General features: G+C 68.3%; 15 protein-coding genes. 8 read left to right on the top strand and 7 right to left on the bottom strand.

The annotated features are described in order from the left end of the window. The 6 genes from ACFVUS_RS32645 to ACFVUS_RS32620 are packed head-to-tail and all read left to right on the top strand — an operon-like array spanning position 1 to position 7643. Complete coding sequence (locus tag ACFVUS_RS32645) at positions 1-912, top strand: hypothetical protein (protein ID WP_387775402.1); 912 nt, start codon at positions 1-3, stop codon at positions 910-912. Further along, complete coding sequence (locus tag ACFVUS_RS32640) at positions 909-2960, top strand: AMP-binding protein (protein ID WP_387775399.1); 2052 nt, start codon at positions 909-911, stop codon at positions 2958-2960. Before ACFVUS_RS32645 ends, ACFVUS_RS32640 begins: the two co-directional genes overlap by 4 nt. Before the next feature lies 1 nt (position 2961). After that, positions 2962-3237: a hypothetical protein gene (locus tag ACFVUS_RS32635; RefSeq protein ID WP_387775396.1), complete on the top strand. Its 276-nt coding sequence runs from the start codon at positions 2962-2964 to the stop codon at positions 3235-3237. Then, complete coding sequence (locus tag ACFVUS_RS32630) at positions 3237-4295, top strand: NAD-dependent epimerase/dehydratase family protein (RefSeq protein WP_387775393.1); 1059 nt, start codon at positions 3237-3239, stop codon at positions 4293-4295. The genes ACFVUS_RS32635 and ACFVUS_RS32630 overlap by 1 nt, the downstream gene beginning before the upstream one ends. 28 nt (positions 4296-4323) lie before the next feature. Continuing rightward, on the top strand, positions 4324-5508 hold the full coding sequence (locus tag ACFVUS_RS32625; RefSeq protein WP_387775390.1) for a peptide synthetase: 1185 nt from the start codon (positions 4324-4326) through the stop codon (positions 5506-5508). After that, positions 5508-7643 carry an MMPL family transporter gene (locus ACFVUS_RS32620; protein ID WP_387778415.1) on the top strand — a complete coding sequence of 712 codons (2136 nt, stop codon included), beginning with the start codon at positions 5508-5510 and terminating at the stop codon, positions 7641-7643. Before ACFVUS_RS32625 ends, ACFVUS_RS32620 begins: the two co-directional genes overlap by 1 nt. On the opposite strand, the gene rsmI is transcribed toward ACFVUS_RS32620, so the two are convergent. After that, on the bottom strand, positions 7644-8498 hold the full coding sequence (gene rsmI / locus ACFVUS_RS32615) for a 16S rRNA (cytidine(1402)-2'-O)-methyltransferase (RefSeq protein ID WP_387775387.1): 855 nt from the start codon (positions 8496-8498) through the stop codon (positions 7644-7646). 158 nt (positions 8499-8656) lie between these two features. On the opposite strand from rsmI, the gene ACFVUS_RS32610 reads away from it, so the two are divergent. Continuing rightward, the gene (locus ACFVUS_RS32610; protein ID WP_387775384.1) at positions 8657-10261 is read left to right on the top strand and encodes a dolichyl-phosphate-mannose--protein mannosyltransferase; all 1605 of its coding nucleotides are present in this window, start codon (positions 8657-8659) and stop codon (positions 10259-10261) included. A 47-nt stretch (positions 10262-10308) separates the two neighbouring features. Here ACFVUS_RS32610 and ACFVUS_RS32605 read toward each other — a convergent pair whose 3' ends face one another. Both ACFVUS_RS32605 and arcA read right to left on the bottom strand, forming a co-directional pair. Continuing rightward, on the bottom strand, positions 10309-10677 hold the full coding sequence (locus ACFVUS_RS32605) for a GntR family transcriptional regulator (RefSeq protein WP_364642132.1): 369 nt from the start codon (positions 10675-10677) through the stop codon (positions 10309-10311). Positions 10678-10683: 6 nt separating this feature from the next. Next, positions 10684-11913 carry an arginine deiminase gene (gene arcA, locus ACFVUS_RS32600; protein ID WP_387775379.1) on the bottom strand — a complete coding sequence of 410 codons (1230 nt, stop codon included), beginning with the start codon at positions 11911-11913 and terminating at the stop codon, positions 10684-10686. 75 nt (positions 11914-11988) lie between these two features. On the opposite strand from arcA, the gene soxR reads away from it, so the two are divergent. Further along, positions 11989-12504, top strand: a complete 516-nt coding sequence (gene soxR, locus ACFVUS_RS32595; RefSeq protein ID WP_364642138.1) for a redox-sensitive transcriptional activator SoxR — start codon at positions 11989-11991, stop codon at positions 12502-12504. 150 nt (positions 12505-12654) lie between these two features. Here the strand turns inward: soxR and ACFVUS_RS32590 are convergent, their stop codons facing one another. From ACFVUS_RS32590 to ACFVUS_RS32575, 4 genes are all read right to left on the bottom strand, one after another. Continuing rightward, positions 12655-13596: an SDR family oxidoreductase gene (locus ACFVUS_RS32590; protein WP_387775376.1), complete on the bottom strand. Its 942-nt coding sequence runs from the start codon at positions 13594-13596 to the stop codon at positions 12655-12657. Between the two features lie 88 nt (positions 13597-13684). Continuing rightward, a complete protein-coding gene (locus tag ACFVUS_RS32585) occupies positions 13685-15550 on the bottom strand; it encodes a sensor domain-containing phosphodiesterase (protein ID WP_364642144.1) in 1866 nt (621 codons plus the stop codon). A 16-nt stretch (positions 15551-15566) separates the two neighbouring features. Continuing rightward, entirely contained in the window at positions 15567-17822 is a 2256-nt protein-coding gene (locus ACFVUS_RS32580) for an Rv1355c family protein (protein ID WP_387775373.1), read from the bottom strand. Further along, on the bottom strand, positions 17819-18580 hold the full coding sequence (locus ACFVUS_RS32575; protein WP_387775370.1) for a hypothetical protein: 762 nt from the start codon (positions 18578-18580) through the stop codon (positions 17819-17821). Before ACFVUS_RS32575 ends, ACFVUS_RS32580 begins: the two co-directional genes overlap by 4 nt. Between the last annotated feature and the right edge of the window lie 123 nt (positions 18581-18703).

The raw sequence follows: 18703 nt of genomic DNA, 5'->3' as shown, positions 1-18703 counted from the left end.
ATGGGCGTGCGCATCAAATCCACCGGAATCAGCCGGGCGGAAGACACTTTCAGCATTGTCGAGCACAGCGGCGCGGCCGCGCGGCAGAGCATGGAGCGAGCCGAGGTTCGCCCCGACCAGGTCGGCGTGCTCATCAACGCGGGCATCTTCCGCGACACCAACACCGTGGAACCCGCTGTGTCGGCACTGATTCAGAAGGAAGCCGGAATCGGGCTCGACTACACCAAGGATGACCCGCGGTCGTTCTCCTTCGACCTGATGAACGCCGGGGTCGGCGTGCTCAACGCGGTCCAGGTGGCGCAGTCCATCCTGGAGACCGGCAGCGCAGAGCATGTGCTCATCGTGTCGGGCGATACCCACCCCTCGCTGAAGCGGGGCGCTGCGGATGACGAATTCCCCTATGCCACAGCGGGTGCGGCGCTGCTGCTGGCGCGCAGCGAGGACGAAGAGGGCTTCGGCCGCGTGCACACCGTCTCCGGCGGCGGCACCCCCGCGATCGAGTCGTACGTGGATGTGGCGACCATGGGCACCAACGGTCGCGAACTCATGACCGTCATCCGCGAGCCCGAGGCGCAGGCGCGCCTGCTGGCGCTCGCCGCCGACGCCGCCCGGCTCGCGCTGTCGGAGTCGGATCCGGAGCAGGCGAGCACCGCGCTCATCGCCTCCACCCCGACCGCCGGATTCCCGGAGCTGCTGGCCGCCGAACTCGGCATCGCGCCGAACGCGGTCTTCACCCCCGATCTGTCCCAGGGCGACCCGCACACCGCGGCGCTGCCGCTGGCGTACGACGCGGCCGTGGCGAACCGTTCGCTGGACGCCTTCAGCCACGTGCTGTTCGTCGCCGCGGGCGCCGGACCGTCCGCCGCGGCGGTGCTCTACCGGCTCCCGGCCGCCGTCGGAGCCGCGGCGTGACCATCGCGACCTACTGGCAGGCCATCGACCGCTTCCGCGCGGTCGTGGCCGACCAGCCGGACCGGGAGGCGGTGATCTTCCCGCACGGGCAGACCGCCACCGGCCTCCCGGAGTACCGGCAGCTGACCTATCGCGAACTCGACACCTGGTCCGACACCATCGCCGCGCACCTGGCCGCGGCCGGGGTCGGCCGCGGCACCCGCACCATCGTGCTGGTGCTGCCCAGCCCGGAGCTCTACGCGATCATGCTGGGGCTCTTGAAGATCGGCGCGGTCCCGGTGGTCATCGACCCGGGTATGGGGCTGCGCAAAATGCTCAACTGCCTGCGCGCCGCCGACGCGGAGGCCTTCATCGGCATCCCGCAGGCGCACGCCGCCCGCGTACTGTTCCGCAAGTACTTCCGCGATGTGCGGGTGAAGATCACCGTCGGCCCCCGCTGGCTCTGGGGCGGACAGACACTGCAGAGCTGGGGCTCGCCCGCTACCACGGAAGCCGTTGCGGCCCTTGGTGATAGCGCTACGGCGTCGGGCACGGGAACCGGGACCACCGGCATTCCGACTCCTGCGCAAGCAGCCGCGGCGGCCGCGCGCGATGAATCCGGTGCCGCGACAGACCCGGGGGCGGGCCGAGGTCGAGCCCCGCGAGTCGCCGGGCCGATCAACGCGCGGGTGCGCGAATTGCTGGTATCGCTGGAGAATTCGGAGTCCAAGCCCGGTGTCGCCGTCGCGCGGGCGGCCGCGACCGCCGAGCGGCTGCGGCCGGTGGTGGGTGCGCGGTTGCGCACGCTGCGTGACACCACCGTGGGCGCACGGGCGCGCTGGGAGCAGGCCGCCGGGGGATCCGTTGCCGCCGTTGCGCCTTCGGCGCTGCTGGCGGATCGGGTGCCCGCACCCGCGGACGAACTGCTGCTGATCGCGTACACGACGGGCAGCACCGGTCCGGCCAAGGCCGTGGAGATGACGCACGGGAATCTGTCGTCCATGATCGAGCAGGTGCACGCGGCGCGCGGCCGGGTGGCCCCGGATACCTCGCTGATCACCCTGCCGCTGGTGGGGATTCTGGACATGCTGCTGGGCGCGCGATGCGTCCTGCCGCCGCTGGTGCCGAGCCAGGTCGGGTCGACCGATCCGGCGTTCGTGGCCGACGCGGTGAACCGCTTCGGGGTGCGGACCATGTTCGCCTCCCCCGCCGTATTGATCCCGCTGCTGCGGTATCTGGAGCGCACCGGGACGAAAGTTCCCACGCTGCACAGCATTTACTCCGGTGGCGCGCCGGTCCCGGACTGGTGCATCGCCGGTCTGCGGCAGGTGCTGCCGCAGGATTCCGAGGTGCACGCCGGATACGGCTCCACCGAGGCGCTGCCCATGTCGACCATCGAATCCCGGGAACTGCTGGGCGGCTTGGTGGAACGGGCACACAGCGGTGAGGGCACCTGCATCGGGCGGCCCGCCGAGGGCGTGCGCGCCCGGCTGGTGGCGATCACCGATGAACCGCTGCCCACCTGGGCCGACGCCGAGGTGCGCGAGGCCGAACTGGTGGCCACCCGCGGCATCGGCGAACTCGTGGTCGCGGGACCGAATGTGAGCACCCGGTACTACTGGCCGCAGTCCGCCAATCTGGCGGGCAAGATCGCCGACGGCGAGACCGTCTGGCATCGCACCGGCGATCTCGCCTGGATCGACCAGGAGGGCCGAATCTGGTTCTGCGGGCGCAAGAGTCAGCGCGTGCACACCGCCGCCGGGCCGATGTTCTCGGTGCAGGTGGAGCAGGTCTTCAATACGCTGCCCGGCGTCATCCGCACCGCGTTGGTCGGGGTCGGCGAACGCGGTGCGCAGCGACCGGTGCTGTGCGTCGAGGCCGAACCCGGCACCGACACCGTGCTGCTCGCGGCGGAATTGCGCAGCCGCGCGGTGGAATTCGAGGTCACCGAGACGGTGTCCCGATTCCTGTTCCATACCGGGTTCCCCGTGGACATCCGCCACAATGCCAAGATCGGGCGCGAGCAGCTGGCCATCTGGGCGACGGCGCAGCTCGGAGAGGGAGCGTGACATGTCTCTGAAAACCACTGCCCTGCGGGCGATTCCGATTCTCGGCTGGCTGTACCTGGCCGCCGGGCTGATCGCCGCGCTGGTCGGCCACGCGCCCACGAACCGGGTGCTGCGGGCGATCTGGTGGATCGACGCCTTCCTGAGCATCGTGGTGCACGCCGCGCAGATTCCGGCGGCACTGAAGGCGGCCGAATCCTCCGACCGCTCACCCGTCGAAACCGCCGTCCTGACCCAGATCTTCGGGGCCACCTGGTGGAAGACGCAGGAGGCCGCCTGATGTCCGAGAGCAGGAAGAAGGCGCTGGTCACCGGCGCTTCCGGATTCCTGGGCGGTGCCATCACGCGCCGCCTGGTGCGCGAGGGCGGCTATGACGTCGCGATTCTGGTGCGCCCCACCAGCAATCTGCGCGATCTGGCCGATGTCATCGATCAGGTCGAGGTGGTGCACGGGGATCTGACCGATCACCTCTCGCTGGAACGCGCCACCAAGGGCGTCGACGTGGTCTTCCACAGCGCCGCCCGGGTCGACGAGCGTGGCACGCGTGCCCAGTTCGTCGCCGAGAACCTCACCGCCACACAGCATCTGCTCGATGGCGCGCGCCGCAACGGCGCACAGCGGTTCGTCTTCATCTCCAGTCCGAGCGCGCTCATGGATCGCGACGGCGGGGATCAGGTCAATGTCGATGAATCGGTGCCGTATCCGACCCGGTTCCTGAACCTGTACTCCGAGACCAAGGCCGCCGCCGAGCGCGCGGTGCTCGCGGCGAACGGCGCGGGTTTCACCACCTGCGCGCTGCGGCCCCGGGCCATCTGGGGTGCGGGCGACCGCTCCGGGCCGATCGTGCGGCTGCTCAGCCGCGCCGCCGCGGGATCGCTGCCGGATCTGTCCTATGGCAAGGCCGTGTACGCCTCGCTGTGCCACGTCGAGAATATCGCCGAGGCCTCGGTGCAGGCGGCCGCATCCGAAAAGGTCGGCGGCAAAGCCTATTTCGTCGCCGACGCGGAGCAGACGAATGTCTGGGGCTTCCTCGGCGAGGTCGCCGTCGGACTCGGCTACGCCGCGCCCAGCCGGCAGCCGAATCAGCGGGTGCTGAACGCGGCCGTCACCATCCTGGACGCGATCTGGAAGGTGCCGTACATCGCGACCCGCTGGTCGCCGCCGCTGTCGCGGTACGCGGTGGCGCTCATGACGCGCACCGCCACCTACGACACCTCCGCCGCCACAACGGATTTCGGCTACCAGCCGGTTGTGGACCGGGATGCCGGACTGGCCGATTTCCTGGCCTGGCTGGACGCCCAGGGCGGCGTCGTGACACTCACCGAAAACCTGCGATAACGCAGTCAGCGCGCGAAAGAGGCAGGTAATGAGCACCTTCCGGCGGCCCATCTCCCCCACCGAGTTCATGTACTTCCCGATGCGGGAGCTGGCGCCGCCGTTCCTCATGCAGCTGGCCATCGAGGGCGTCGGCAGTATCGACGCCGAACAGCTGCGACGCGCGGTAACCATTGCCGCCGAAGCGAATCCGGGCGCACGACTGGTCCGGGAGGGCAAGTTCTGGGTGGACAGCGGGGTCGCGCCCGCCGTGCGCGTGGTGGACCACGCGCTGCAATACCCCGCGCTGGAAGCGGATCCGGTGCTCACCAGCCCGATCGGGCCGACACCGGAATCCACACTGGAGGTGCTGCTGCTCACCGCCGCGCCGACCACCCTGGTATTCCGGGTGTTCCACGGCGTCATGGACGGTATGGGCATGGTCATGTGGGCCACCGATGTGCTGCGGGTGCTGCGCGGACAGGAACCGGTCGGCGCGGCGGACCCCATCGCCGATGACGAACTGGAGCGCAAGGTCGGGGCACCGGGTCGCCCGGCGCTCATGCTGCCGCGCTTCCGTTCGGCCCTGGGCACCGGCCGACAGGATCCGGGTCAACCGCGACACCTGTTGCGCCACCGCACCATCAACGCCACCGGACCCGGTGCGATGGTGCGCGTCGCGGCGATTCTGGCCGATGAGGGCGGACCGCTCTCGCGCATCATGATCCCGGTGGATCTGCGCCGCCACGATCCCGAACTGCGCTCCACCGCGAACCTGGCGCTGCCGCTGTTCCTCGATGCCCGACCGGGCGTCGATTGGAAGCAGCTCAACGCGGACAAGAAGATCGGCTTGCGGGAACGCCGCGAACTCAATCAAATGCAGGCAGCGCGGCTCTCCAATCTGCCGCAGGCCCCCGGCCGCGTCCTGCTGCGCTCGCTGAACTGGACCGGCGCGCGCCTGGGCCGGAATCTGGCCTCTGCCACCGTCTCCCATATGGGCCGCTACGACTTCGACGAACTGGCCGTCCCCGGATTCACCCCCACCTCCGTCCGAGTGCTGCCCCAGCACAGCGTCGCCATGCCGCTGCTCATGGGCCTCACCGAAGGCGGCGGCCGCACCGAACTCACCGTGTCCGCGCGCAGCGGCCGGGGTATTCCCGAACGCCTGGACGCTCTGCTCGACCGCATCGTCAACACCCTCGAAAAGGACCTCGCGCCAACGGATCCGACCGCATGATGACCGCGTGGGCTCGGATCGTGGTCGCACGGCCGAAAACCGTGCTGGCGGTGGCGGTGCTGTTCGCGCTCGCGTGCGGGCTGTTCGCCACCGGGCTGGCACAAAAGGTGAGTGCCGCAGGGTATTCCGATCCCGGTAGCGAATCCAGCGCGGTTGATCAGTGGGTGCACGACCAGCTGGGACCGCAGAATCCGGATATCGTCGCGATCTACACCGCCCCGGAGGGGCAGTCGCTGGCCGATATCGGGCCGCGGGTGCTGGACGCGATCAAGAAGGTGGATCCGGCGCTGCTGGATCGGCCCGTCGAAAGCTATTGGAACAGTTCTCGATCGCAGTACATGCGGTCGGCCGATGGCCGATCGGCTGTGGCCGTGGTGTTCGCCTCGGGCGATGAGAATCATCGGATCGCCGTGTATCCCGAAGTCGCGCAGGCGCTTACGGTACCGGGCGTCGAAACCCGGATGTCCGGGTACAGCGCGCTCGCGCAGACCATCAGCGATCAATCGCGGCACGATTTGATCGTGGCCGAATCGATTTCGATTCCGCTCACCGCACTCGTGCTGGTGCTCGTGTTCGGCGGTGTCGTCGCCGCCTCGCTGCCGGTGATCGTCGGCAGCCTCGCCGTGATCGGCGCGCTGGGCGCGGTCGGGATCATCGCGCAATTCACCGAGGTCAGCGTGTTCGCCATGAACGTGGTCTCACTGCTCGGGCTCGGATTGGCCATCGACTACGGGCTTTTCGTGGTCAGCCGCTTCCGCGAGGAACTCGCCCGGGGCGGCTCGACCGAGGCCGCCGTCACCCGCGCGCTCGATACCGCGGGCCGCACCGTGTTGTTCTCCGCCGTGCTGCTCATGTGCGCGTTCGCGGGCACCTTCGTCTTCCCGCAGGCCGTCCTGCGCTCACTGGGCTTCGGCTCGATCGCGGCGGTCGGCCTGGCCGCGCTGCTGTCGATCACCGCACTGCCCGCCGCGCTCGCCCTGCTCGGCCCCCGGATCGGCAAATGGAGTTGGCGCACGGACGCCTTCGAACGCTCCGAGGAACGCGCACAGCGCTTCTGGGGCCGGGTCGTCACCGCCGTCATGCGCCGCCCGGGTGCGGTCGCCATCGCGGTGGGAGCACTGCTGCTGGTGCTGGCCGCCCCGCTCACCGGCGTCCGGCTCGGCGATATCGACCACACCGCACTGCCCGCGGGCAATGCCACCCGTGCCACCGTCGATGAATTGGCGGCGCGCTTCCCGGCCGCGAACAGCGGGGCCACCGTGCTGGTGCGCGAAGCCGGCGGCGGCGCACCGACTTCCGCGGCGGTCACCACGGCACTGCGCGAACTCGGGGCCGTGCCCGGTGTCAAACAGGTACTGCAACTCGACACCAAGGACAACACCGCCATCCTGCACGCGGTGCTGACCGCACCGGACCGCTCCCCCGCCGCCCAGGAAATCGTGCACGACCTGCGCGATGTGCGCATCGACGGCGTGACCCTGGAGGTCGGCGGTCAGAGCGCCGCCACCGCCGACAGCGTCACCGCGGTACTGCACAATCTGCCGGTCATGCTCATCGTCATGGTGCTGGCCACCCTGCTCATGCTGGGCTTGGCCTTCCGCTCGCTGGTGCTGCCGCTCAAAGCGGTCTTCATGGCATTCCTCAGCCTGGCAGCCACTTTCGGCATCCTCACCTGGATTTTCGACAAGGGGCATCTGGCCGGACTGCTGGGCGTGAGCGTCGGCCCGGTCTCGGCCAGCATGATGGTGCTGATCATCGCCGTGGTGTTCGGCCTATCCACCGATTACGAGGTGTTCCTGCTCTCCCGCATGGTCGAAGCCCATGAGGCGGGCGCGGACACCGAGGAGGCGGTCCGCACCGGAACCGTGCAGACCGCTCGCGTAATCACCGCTGCCGCAGCACTTCTGGTGCTCATCACCGGAGCCTTCACGCTCTCGCCACTGACGCCGATGCGCTTCCTCGGCCTCGGCATGGTGATCGCGTTGATCATCGACGCCACCCTGGTACGCATGCTGCTGGTTCCGGCACTGGTCAAACTCATGGGACCGGCGAACTGGTGGACGCCGTTCCGGCCGCGTCAGATCGCCGCCACCGTGCGCGAAACCAGCACCGAGGCAAAGGTTTCCGCGGAGTAGTCAGTCGGCGGCGCGGGCGGCCAGCACCGCGTCGTACAGTTCGCGGCGCGATACCCCACTGGTGGAGGCCACCTCCGCACAGGCGTCCTTGAGGCGCAGACCGGCGGCCGCCAATCCCTCCACCCGCTCGACCAGATCGGCGGGATCGGCCGAAACCTTGTGCGAGCCTTCCAGAACCACGGTGATCTCACCCCGCGCGCCCTCGACCGCCCAGGCCGCCAGCTCGCCCAGGGTGCCGCGCACCACTTCCTCATAGGTCTTGGTGAGTTCACGGCAGACCGCGGCGCGCCGGTCCGGACCGAGGATCTCCACGGCGTCGGCCAGACAGTCGGCCAGACGATGCGGGGCCTCGAAGAAGGCCACGGCGCGCGGTTCGGTCGCCAGGGTGCGGAACCATTCCTTGCGCTGCCCGGATTTGCGCGGCGCGAAACCGTCGAAGCAGAAGCGCTCCACCGGCAACCCGGACAGCGCCAGCGCCGTGGTCACGGCGGATGGGCCGGGCAGACAGGTGATGGGAAGTTTGTGCTCGACGCACGCGGCGACCATGCGGTAGCCGGGATCGCTCACCGACGGCATGCCGGCGTCGGTGACCAGCAGCACGGTGCGCCCGCCTTCGATCTCCTCCAGCAGCATGGGAATTCGCGCGGTCTCGACGTGATCGTAGAAACTCACCACGCGCCCGGTGATCTCCACTTCGAGCGCTTTGGCCAGCGACCGGGTGCGCCGGGTGTCCTCGGCGGCCACGATATCCGCCGATCCCAGCGCATCGCGCAGTCGCTGTGAGGCGTCGCCGATATCGCCCATCGGGGTGGCCGCGAGCACCAATCGTCCGCCCGAGGTCGGCTCGCCGCTCATCCCACTCCTGTTCGTCGCCACGCTCCCCCTCGGCCCGGACCAGCGATCCGGCATCGGTGCCAGCATACGGGCGACCACACCCCGACTCTCCGCCCCGACCGGGCTCCGGGTTCGACCGGGGCGGGAGTTTCGGGGCGGCACCGCATAACATCGGGTGCGTGACCCAGGTGACCGACGCGCGACCGCCAGCTGTAGAGGCGGGGGTGGCGCTGTCCAGTCCGGCGCCACTGCGACCCTCACCGGACTTCGGGCCCACCGACTGGGCGCGCGGCTGGGTGGTGACACTGTTCCTGACAGCGGTGGCCGGGCTGACGCGCTTCATTCAACTGGGATATCCCACCGAGGGGCATACGCCGGTCTTCGACGAGAAGCATTACGCGCCCCAGGCCTGGCAGGCCCTCACCAACGGCGGCGTCGAGGACAATCCCGGCTACGGGCTGGTGGTGCACCCGCCGGTCGGCAAGCAGATGATCGCGATCGGCGAGGCCATCTTCGGCTACTCGCCCTGGGGCTGGCGGTTCATGGCCGCCGTCTCGGGAACCCTGCTGGTGCTCTTGGTGATTCGGATAACCCGGCGGATGGCGCGATCCACGCTGATCGGCGCGTTCGCGGGCATTCTGCTGATCGCCGACGGACTCACCTTCGTCTCCTCCCGGCTCGGGATGCTCGATATCTTCCAGGCGCTGTTCGTGGTCGCCGCGTTCGGCTGCCTCATCGTGGACCGCGATGAGATGCGGGCGCGCATGGCGCTGGTGGCCGCCGAGGGCCGGCTCGAGGACAGCGAATTCGGGCCGCGCTTCGGGGTGCGCTGGTGGCGGTTCGGCGCGGGCATCCTGCTCGGGCTCGCCTGCGGAACCAAATGGTCCGGAGCGTATTTCGTGGTCGCGTTCGCGGCATTGAGCCTCGGCTTCGATCTGGCGGCGCGACGCGGATACCGGGTGCGGCGACCGTGGGCCGGGACCGCGGTGCGTGATCTCGGGCCGACCGCGTGGGCGCTCGGGGTGATGCCGGTCTTCGTGTACCTGGCCAGCTTCTGGGCCTGGTTCGCGGCCGAGACCAGCTACGACCGGTACGCGGTCGGGGTGCGGGTCGGACGCGGCGGCGACTTCTCCTGGGTGCCGGACGCATTGCGCTCGCTCTGGTACTACGGCGGTGAGGTGCTCACCTTCCACGAGGGGCTCACCAATTCGGCGGGCAATCATCATCCCTGGGAATCGAAGCCGTGGACCTGGCCGATGGGGTTGCGGCCGATGCTCTACTACTACTCCGACAGCAGCAGCGGGGACTGCGGGCAGAACCAGTGCGTGAAAGCGGTCATGCTGATCGGCACGCCCGCCATCTGGTGGCTCGCGCTACCGGTCTTCGGCTGGGCGATCTGGCGCAGCTTCGTCCGTCGCGACTGGCGGTACGCGGCGGTGCTGGTCGCCTACGGCGCGGGACTGCTGCCCTGGTTCCTGCAGCTCGATCGGCAGATGTACTACTTCTACGCGGTACCGCTCGCGCCGTTCCTGATGATGGCGGTGGCGCTGGTGCTCGGCGATGTGCTCGGGCACGCGCCCGCGATAGGCAGACGGCTGTCCGGGCAACCGGATTGGCAGCACCTCGCTCCGCCGAGCGAACGGCAGGGGCTCGGGCTCATGCTGGTCTGCCTCTACCTCGCGCTGGTGATCGCCAACTTCATCTGGCTGTGGCCGATTCTCACGGGCGCGCCCATCACCCCGGGCAGCTGGCACGACCACCTCTGGCTGCCCAGCTGGAGGTAGGGAAGAACGTGGGGGCAAGCCCCCGAACCCCGTGCGCCACGCCGGGTTCAGGTTCGGGTTTCGCCCAGCGCGGCGCGTAGGTAGCGGACCGCGGCTTCGTCGTCCAGGCCGAGACGGCGGATGACCGCGACGTATTCCGTTGCGGCGCGGCCCGCTACGTCCCGGGTGGGGTCGCCCGAGGAGGCGATGAAGGAGCCGAGGCGGCCTCGGGTTTCCAGGACGCCGTCCTGTTCCAGTTCGCGGTAGGCGCGGGCAACGGTGTTGGGGGCGAGTTTGAGCTGGGCGGCCAGGGCTCGGACGGTGGGGATCTTGGTCCCGGCGGCGAGTTCACCCGAGCGCACCCGCGCCACGATGCCCTGCCTCAGCTGTTCGTACGGCGGCACCGTCGAATGATGGTCAACCGGGATGTCCAGCATGGCTTTTCACACCTCGTCACGCGACAGCGGGCAGGACAGGCAGCGCGGACCGCCTCGGCCGGAACCCAATTCGGAACCGGGGATGGGTAGCACCTCGATCCCGGCGTCGACGAGCCGCGCATTGGTCATCTCATTGCGTTCGTAGGCCACGACCACGCCGGGCGCGAGCGCCAGGGTGTTGTTGCCGTCATCCCACTGCTCGCGTTCGGCGGCGACACCGTCCAGGCCGGTGTCGATGACCCGCAATTCCCCGATGCCCATGGCCTTGGCGGCCGCGGGCAGGAACGGATCCGGGCCGGACATCGTCACAGTGCCGTCCACCTCTTTGCGAATGGTGAACGCGCACAGCGAATCCTGCATATTCGGGTACATCACCATGGCATCGGTGTCGACCATGGTGCACACCGTGTCCAGATGCATGGTGGCGCGGGTCTGCGCGATCGGCACCGCCAGCACCGTATGCGCGAGATCATCCTCGAAGAGACTGCGCGCCAACGCTTCCGCGCCCGCCGGGGTGGTGCGCTCCCCCACCCCGACCGCCACCACGCCCTTGGCGAGCAGCAGCACATCGCCGCCCTCGATGGGCGCGGTATGCGATTCGTACGCCCGCCGCACCCCGAGGAAACGCGGATGGAAGGCGTAGATGAGATCGGTCAGCGAGGTCTCGCGCGCCCGCGCGGGCAGCGCCAGGGAGGTGATCGCCACCCGCGAACCGACCCAGAACGAGGAATCCCTGGTGAAGAGCAGATTCGGCAGCGGCTCGATGACGAAATCATGCCCGTGATGCATGCGCACCACCAGCGAGGTGTGATCCGGCCCGAACGGCAGCTCGTCGAAGGTCATGCCCGCCATCAGAATCTGCGCCAGCTCCGGCGCGGGCACCGTGCGCAGGTAGGCCGCCAGCTCATCGGCCAGCGCGTGCCCGAGCCGCCGCGCGTCCACGGCGCCGGAGATGCCCTGTATCCGCGCCGCCCCGCTCACCCCGATGGTTTCGGTGAGCAGATCCGACAGCAGCAACACCTCCACCCCGCGCTCGCGCAACACTCCGGCGAAGAGGTCGTGCTCCTGCTGCGCCCGCTCCACCCACGGAATGGCGTCGAAGAGCAGCTGATCATTGTTGCGCGGCGTCAAACGGCGCAGTTCGTCACCCGGCCGATGCAGCAGCACCGTGCGCAAGGCGCCGACTTCCGAGGTGACGGAGAACGGTCGCGCCGGTGGCGCAGCCTTGATTCCCATATCCTGACGGTAGTTCCCCGCGGCAAAGATGGCATGCAATTCGCGCCGGGCAAAAACCTCGACTAACCTTCAGGTATGCAGACCGCGTCCTGGCAGGCCAAGGAACTGACGCCGGGTCAACTGGCACAACGCGCCGGAGTTACGGTGTCCGCCTTGCATTTCTACGAACGTGAGGGCTTGATCACAGCCCGCCGAACCAGCGGCAACCAACGCCGCTACCCCCGGGAAACCCTGCGCCGAGTGGCCTTCATCCGCATCTCACAGCGTGTCGGAATTCCGCTCGGCGAGATCCGCCAGGCCCTGGACAACCTCCCCGACGGCCGCAACCCCACCCGCCGCGACTGGGAGGCCCTCTCCACCGCCTGGCGATCCGACCTGGACGAGCGCATAGAACAGCTGATTCGCCTGCGCGACAGCCTGACCGGATGCATCGGCTGCGGCTGCCTGTCCCTGGGCACCTGCAAAATCGTCAACGCCCACGACCACCTCGGCGACGAAGGGCCGGGCGCGCGCGTACTGGACGTGCATGCCGCCGAGAACTGCACTAAGCCGGAGCAGGGCTGCTCGCTGCCCCTCGCCGAGACCTCTTGAGCGCCTGGCCTTCCCGGCTACCGCCCTTCCCAACCAGGGCCGTCCCACCCCCCGTCATCCCGGCATGCTTTTGGCCGGGATCCACACCTTCAGCCGATCCGCTGCGGCGTGTGGATCCCGGCCAAAAACGCGCCGGGATGACGAAGGGACTCAGGCCTCGGGCCGGACTCGTTCCGGCGCGGCCGCGCCCGCCTCGGCTTCGACCTTCACCTCGCCCTTCGCAGACGGCAGCTGCCGCTGTTCGCGGGGCAGGAACGTGGTGAACAGGGCGTTGGCGCGGCGCATGGCGAATTCGTACGGCCACGCGAATTTGCGGACCCACCAGTAGCCGAAGCGGATGTCGAACTGGGTGTGGATGAGGTAGCGACCCTTCTCCACCCCGCGCAGGATGGAATCGGCGACCTGCTCCGGCTTCTTGGCGTGCCGCCGGAATCGCTTGATCCAGGCCTGGATTCGCGGATCATCGCGATCCACGCCGATCACGTCGACGCTCTGCACCAGCGGCGTGTCCACCGCGCCCGGCACCACCAGGTGCACCGAGATGTCATGGCGCTCCAGATCGAACCGCAGCACCTCGGACACCCCGCGCAGCCCGAACTTGCTGGCGCTGTACGCCGCGTGCCACGGGAAGGCCATCAGCCCGGCCGCCGAGGACACGTTCACCAGCGCGCCACCGCGCCCGGCCGCGATCATGGGCGGCACGAAGTTCTCGATGACGTGGATGGGCCCCATCAGATTCACATCCACCAGGCGCTTCCAGTGTTTGTGCTCGAGGTTCTCCACGGTGCCCCAGGTGGAGATGCCCGCGACATTCATGACCACGTCGAGCGAGCCGACCTGATCGTGCACCTTGCCCGCGAAGGCGGTGACGGCGTCGTAGTCGCTGACATCCATGGCCTGGGCATAGTCGACCACACCGCCCGCGGCGCGGATCTCGTCCACCGTCGCGTCGAGGCCGTCGGAGTTCACATCGGTGAGCACCAGGCGCGCGCCCTTACGGGCGGCCGCCAGCGCGGTGGCACGCCCGATACCGCTGGCGGCTCCGGTGATCAGGGTCTTCCTGCTACTGAAGGTTCGCACGCCGGTCCACATCCCTTTGATTGCCCCAATTGTCCACCGAACCTACTACGCGCTCAAACTCCATCGCGAGCAATGCAACCCCCCAATCAGCCCCATACTTCTAGGGGGTTACAGACCGGCCGGTACCGGGTAAGTCCAGGTCGAGGGCTATCCGCCCCGCCGCCAGATGAGTCTCCACCTCTTCGGCGGGCATGGGCCGCGCGATCAGGAATCCTTGTGCGCGATAACAACCCAGCGCCACCAGGGTACGCGCCGCGACGGTCGTCTCCACACCCTCGCCCACCACTCCCAGACCGAACGAACCGGCAAGTCCCACAATGGATTTCACGATCGCAAGATCGTCCGCGCTGGCGCCAAGGCGCTGCACGAAACCGCGGTCGATCTTCACCGCGTCCACCGGCAGCGCTTTGAGATGCGACAAAGACGAATATCCGGTGCCGAAATCGTCGATGGCGATCTGCACGCCCATCCGCTTGAGCCCGCGCAGGGTCACCTGGGTGCGCGCCAGATCCTGCACCACCACGTGCTCGGTGATCTCCAGACACACCGAGGACCCGTCGATGCCGAAGCGCCGCAGAATCCCCTCCATGGTCTCCACGAAATCCAGGCTCACCAGCTGCACCGGGGACACATTGATCCGGATCACCACGCTCGACGCCAAACCGCGCCGCCGCCACTGCGCGAACTGCTCACACGCCGAGCGAATCACCCAGCGGCCCAGCTCACCCGCGAGATTGGTGGCCTCGGCGACACCGACGAACGCGCCCGGGGGTAGCAATCCGCGCGTCGGATGCTGCCAGCGCACCAGCGCCTCCAGGGCGACCACGCGCCCGGTGCGCAGATCCACCTCCGGCTGATAGTGCAGCAGCAGCGAACCATCCGAGACCGCACCGCGCAGATTCAACTCCACATCGTCCTGGAGTTCGAATTGCGCGCGCATGGCATCAGTGAACACGGCCACGCCATTGCCGCCGCTCGACTTGGCAGACAGCAGTGCGTGATCGGCGCGGCGCAGCACGTCCGCGACCGTGGTCTCACCCGGAATACCAACGGCCACACCGACACTCGCGCCGCGACTGACCGTCTCACCGCCCACGGTGACCCGCCGCGCGATGAGCTGCTGAATCCGGGTCGCCTCCAGATCGGCGGCACTGGCATCCATCGGCTTGGCCGGGATGATGACGAATTCGTCGCCGCCGAGCCGGGCGATCACATCATTGGGATCGAGGTGATCGCGCAATCGCGTCGCCAGCGTCCGAATGAAGTTGTCCCCGGCGGTATGCCCGAGGAAGTCATTGAGCGCCTTGAGCCGATCCAGATCCAGGAAGAACGCCGCCACCGGTCCGGGACTGCCCGCGCGCAGCCGCTCCTCCATATGTTCGAGCAGCGCGCGGCGGTTGGCCAAACCGGTCAGATCGTCGTGCATGGCGATGTAGCGCAGCCGCTCCTCCGCCACCACGCGCGCCTGCAACTGGGCGAAGAGCGCGGCAATCGCCTTGAGCACGTTCAACTCTCGGGTACTCCACTCGCGATCGCCCTCTTTGACGAAACCAAGCACCCCGGTGGACTCCCCGCGCGACACCAGCGGCACCGCCGCCATCGACACGGTCGGAATCCCCGAGGACAGATGAATCGTGTGCTGATAGTCCGCGTGCTCCGGGATCGGGCGCACGATGAGCGGTTCGGTGGCGTTCTCCAGCTTGGCGAACACCGAATCCGCGCGATCGAAGTAGGTGACCCGCAACGGATCCGGCTGAATGGTGACCTGCCGGCGCGGCCACTCCGCGATCAGCACCGAGGCGCGGCGCTCCCGATCGGTATGGCGCAGATAGCTGAAGTCGACATCGAAGTGATCGACGAGCCAGGACAGCACCCGCTCACTCGCCGCCACCATCGTGGTGGCGTCGACACCCATCAACTCGGAGGCAACCTGGGTCACCAGTGAGTCGAGCGTCTGCCGAGGCACCTTGTCTCCGATCCCATCAGCGGGTTTCCGCACCCGGTATCGGAAGCCGCCGACTCCTCGCCGTGACCTCCGCCGCATAGCTCAGGCGAAGTACCAACGCCACGGTCTCGTGCTCGGGCACTCCCAACAGGTCCAGGAAACGGCCTTGAAGTGACGTTAGTGTATCGGCGAACTCCGGGGAAACCGTGTTCAGATCATCGGTCTGTCGGGCATAGAGGAACACCGGGGACACCGGATGCACCGCCAGCCCGTGCCGCTGCGCGGCGATCCAGACCCGCTGCAGGGTCTCGCCGGCGCGGGCGTAGGCGGCCAATTCCCCGGGGTCGCCGACGGGAGGGGCGGTGAAGGTCACCGCGGCGAGCGCGGACGCAGACAGCACCCGATCCCGGGTGTAGTCGCCGAGCGCGATACCGCCGTTCCAATCCCGAATGCGATCCATGATGTCGGCGCGTCCGCCGATATCGAGTTTGGCGCCCTCGTCCGGGGCGAGCTCCATGGTGCGCAGATCCAGACCGGTGCGCAGATCCAGCGGAGTGTTCCCGACGGGGCGGCGCAGTTCGGAGAACATCTCCGCGTGCAGCACCGGGGTCAGGTAGCGGGCCTGATCGGAGGCGGCCAGCAGGGTCGCGGCGGTCTCCAGATCCGCGGCGTCGGTGATCCAGCGCAGGCCGCCGTCCGCCTTGGCAGCGGTGACCGCCAGGGTCTGCAGCACGGCCGGGTCGACGGGATCGCCGGTACCGAAATTGCGGTTGGTGACGCGGTCCAGCAGATCGGGATAGTCGCGCGCCAATTCCGGCTCGCTCCAATCACCCAGCTGCAACACCGCGGTCAGCGGCGCGCCGCGGCGACCCGGGCGGCCACCGGAACCGCTCTGCCGCCCGGCCGGACCACTGAGCCGACCACCCGGGCCGCTGAGCCGGCCGCTCGGGGAATGGGCGTAGCTACCGTCGGTATAGAGATCGGCCGCGCCGAGCACACCGCGGGCGGCCGCGGCGGCACGGGCGTTGTACAGCGCCGCGCCGACGGCGACCGCGCTGCCGCGATAGGCGATATCCATGCCGGAGCTGCGCCGGACATCGAGTTCGATGACCACGGTGGAGTTCTCGGCGCGCAGCGACCAGGGCTGCACATTGCCGCCGGAGGGCGCCGACTGCGCGGCCGCCAGCACCGCCTCGATATCGGTGCGCGGCGCGGCCTCCGGCGCGGGATCGGCGGGCCAGGAGAACTCCTGGACCGGTTCGGGTTCGGCGACCGCGTCCAGCGCGATGCTCAGATCAACGCGGGTGCGGCCGGAGGCCAATTCGACACCGAGGCCGATGCGGCGCACGGCGGCGGCCACGGTCGCGCCGCCGAGTTGGACGTCACCGGCGAGCTGCGGCCAGCTGTCCAGGGTCTGATCGATTTCCACCAGGCTGGCGGCGAACCGGTCGGACAGGCCGTGCGCGTCCAGGATTCGGACCACGTAGGGCGCCTTCTCACGGGTGCTGAGGCCGCGTAGGTCGGCGCGTGTGGCCCCGCCTAGTAGGCCGTGGAAGGGTTCCCGATCCGGATCCAGGTCATAGCGTTCGATATCAAGCAGGCCGCGATCGCTGGTCTCCATGAGCAGTGGGATGCGATGGCGTTTGGCGGCCTCGCGCACGGCGAGTTTGATATCGAGGGAGTCGCACTCCTCGACCACCAGGGTGAGGTCCGCGAAGAAGTCGTCGACGTTGTCGTCGGTGAGTCCGGCGGTGAAGATCTCCACCGGTAGGTAGGGGTCGATCTCGGCAATCCGGCGGGCGGTCACCACGGCCTTGTTGACGCCGATATCGAAGATCGAGCCGGGAATGCGATTGAGGTTGGCCAGTTCGATGGTGTCGAAATCGGCCAGCTTTATCCGCCCGCAGCTGCCCTCCATGGCGAGGGTGTGCGCGATGGCGTGTCCGACGCTCTGCCCGACCACCCCGATTGTCTGATTTGTCAGCTTTTCTTGTTCGGTTCGTGTCAGTTTGTTGCGGTTCCGGTCCAGCCGGACGATCCGCAGCAATTCCGGTCCCGGCAATGCCACAGCGGCCTTGCGCCACGGATAGTAAATCCAGCGATCCGATTCCGGTCCCTCGGATAATTCCGGTGGGGCCACCAGATCATCGAATTCCGCTCGCAGCAAACTCCGCAAATCGGTGAATTCGATACCGGCTTCGGCGCGCAATTCGGAAATCCGGCGCGCATCCTCCGGATCGGATTCATCGAGAAACAGCGGTCGATATTCCGCCGCGGTATTGTCGGAATTCATTGTCTGGCGCGTCCTCCGGTGCCGGTCAGGTCGGCCGGCATATCACCGTCGCCGTCCGAGAGAGCGATCTGTTCCGCATCGATCAAGGTCAACTGCGATTCCGCGGCGACCGATCGATAACTCCGCATATCCCACCAGAGCGGGACGGTGCGGTATCGATCATCGGGAAACGGCACGGCGGGAATCCACCAGTCCGAGCGGGCGCCGCTGCTGCGATAGCCCTCGGCGGCGTGTTCGCCCGCGGTAACGAAGCCGTAGCGGGCGCCCAGCAGGGTGGTGACGTGTACGACACAGCGATCCAGGGCAGCACCCAGGGCGCGGCGCTGTGAGCGGTCCAAACTCCGGTCCGCCCAGACAGCTTTCACCTCCACGACACCCTCCGGTATCCGGTCGGCAACCCGTTTGCGCAAGGCCGGTTCGCCGGGGCGTCCGGCCCAGGCGCGCAAGGCGTTGACCTCGTCCACATGGGAGTACGGACCCTGCACCCGCATACCCGCGACCACGTCTCCGAATGGATCGATGGCGGCCACGAACAGGGCGCTGGAGTGGCCATTCGCGATTTTCTCGTATTCCAGCGCCGGATCCACGCCGTACCGCCGATAAGCGCGCAGCGCACCCATGATGTTGCGGCGCCACAGGCCCGGATGTGCCTGCGGCGTGCCGACCCAGAAGGTGCACCCCGACGACGCATCCCGGAATCGCAGTAAGTCGTCATCAGCCGAATCCGACGGGACGACTGCGACCACTTCCACAGCCATACAGTTCCTACTCCGTTGCTGCGCGGGTTTCCGCGCGACTACCGAGCCCCCGTCCGATACGGTCATGTATCAACCGGGCCCGGTACAGGCACCTAGGGGAGTATCCGCCAGCCGTGAGAAATT

Origin of the sequence: Nocardia sp. NPDC058058, assembly GCF_042885355.1 — a bacterium.
Taxonomy (GTDB): domain Bacteria; phylum Actinomycetota; class Actinomycetes; order Mycobacteriales; family Mycobacteriaceae; genus Nocardia.
The sequence above is the reverse complement of the archived record's forward strand: the minus strand, read 5'-3'. Positions and strand labels throughout refer to the sequence as shown.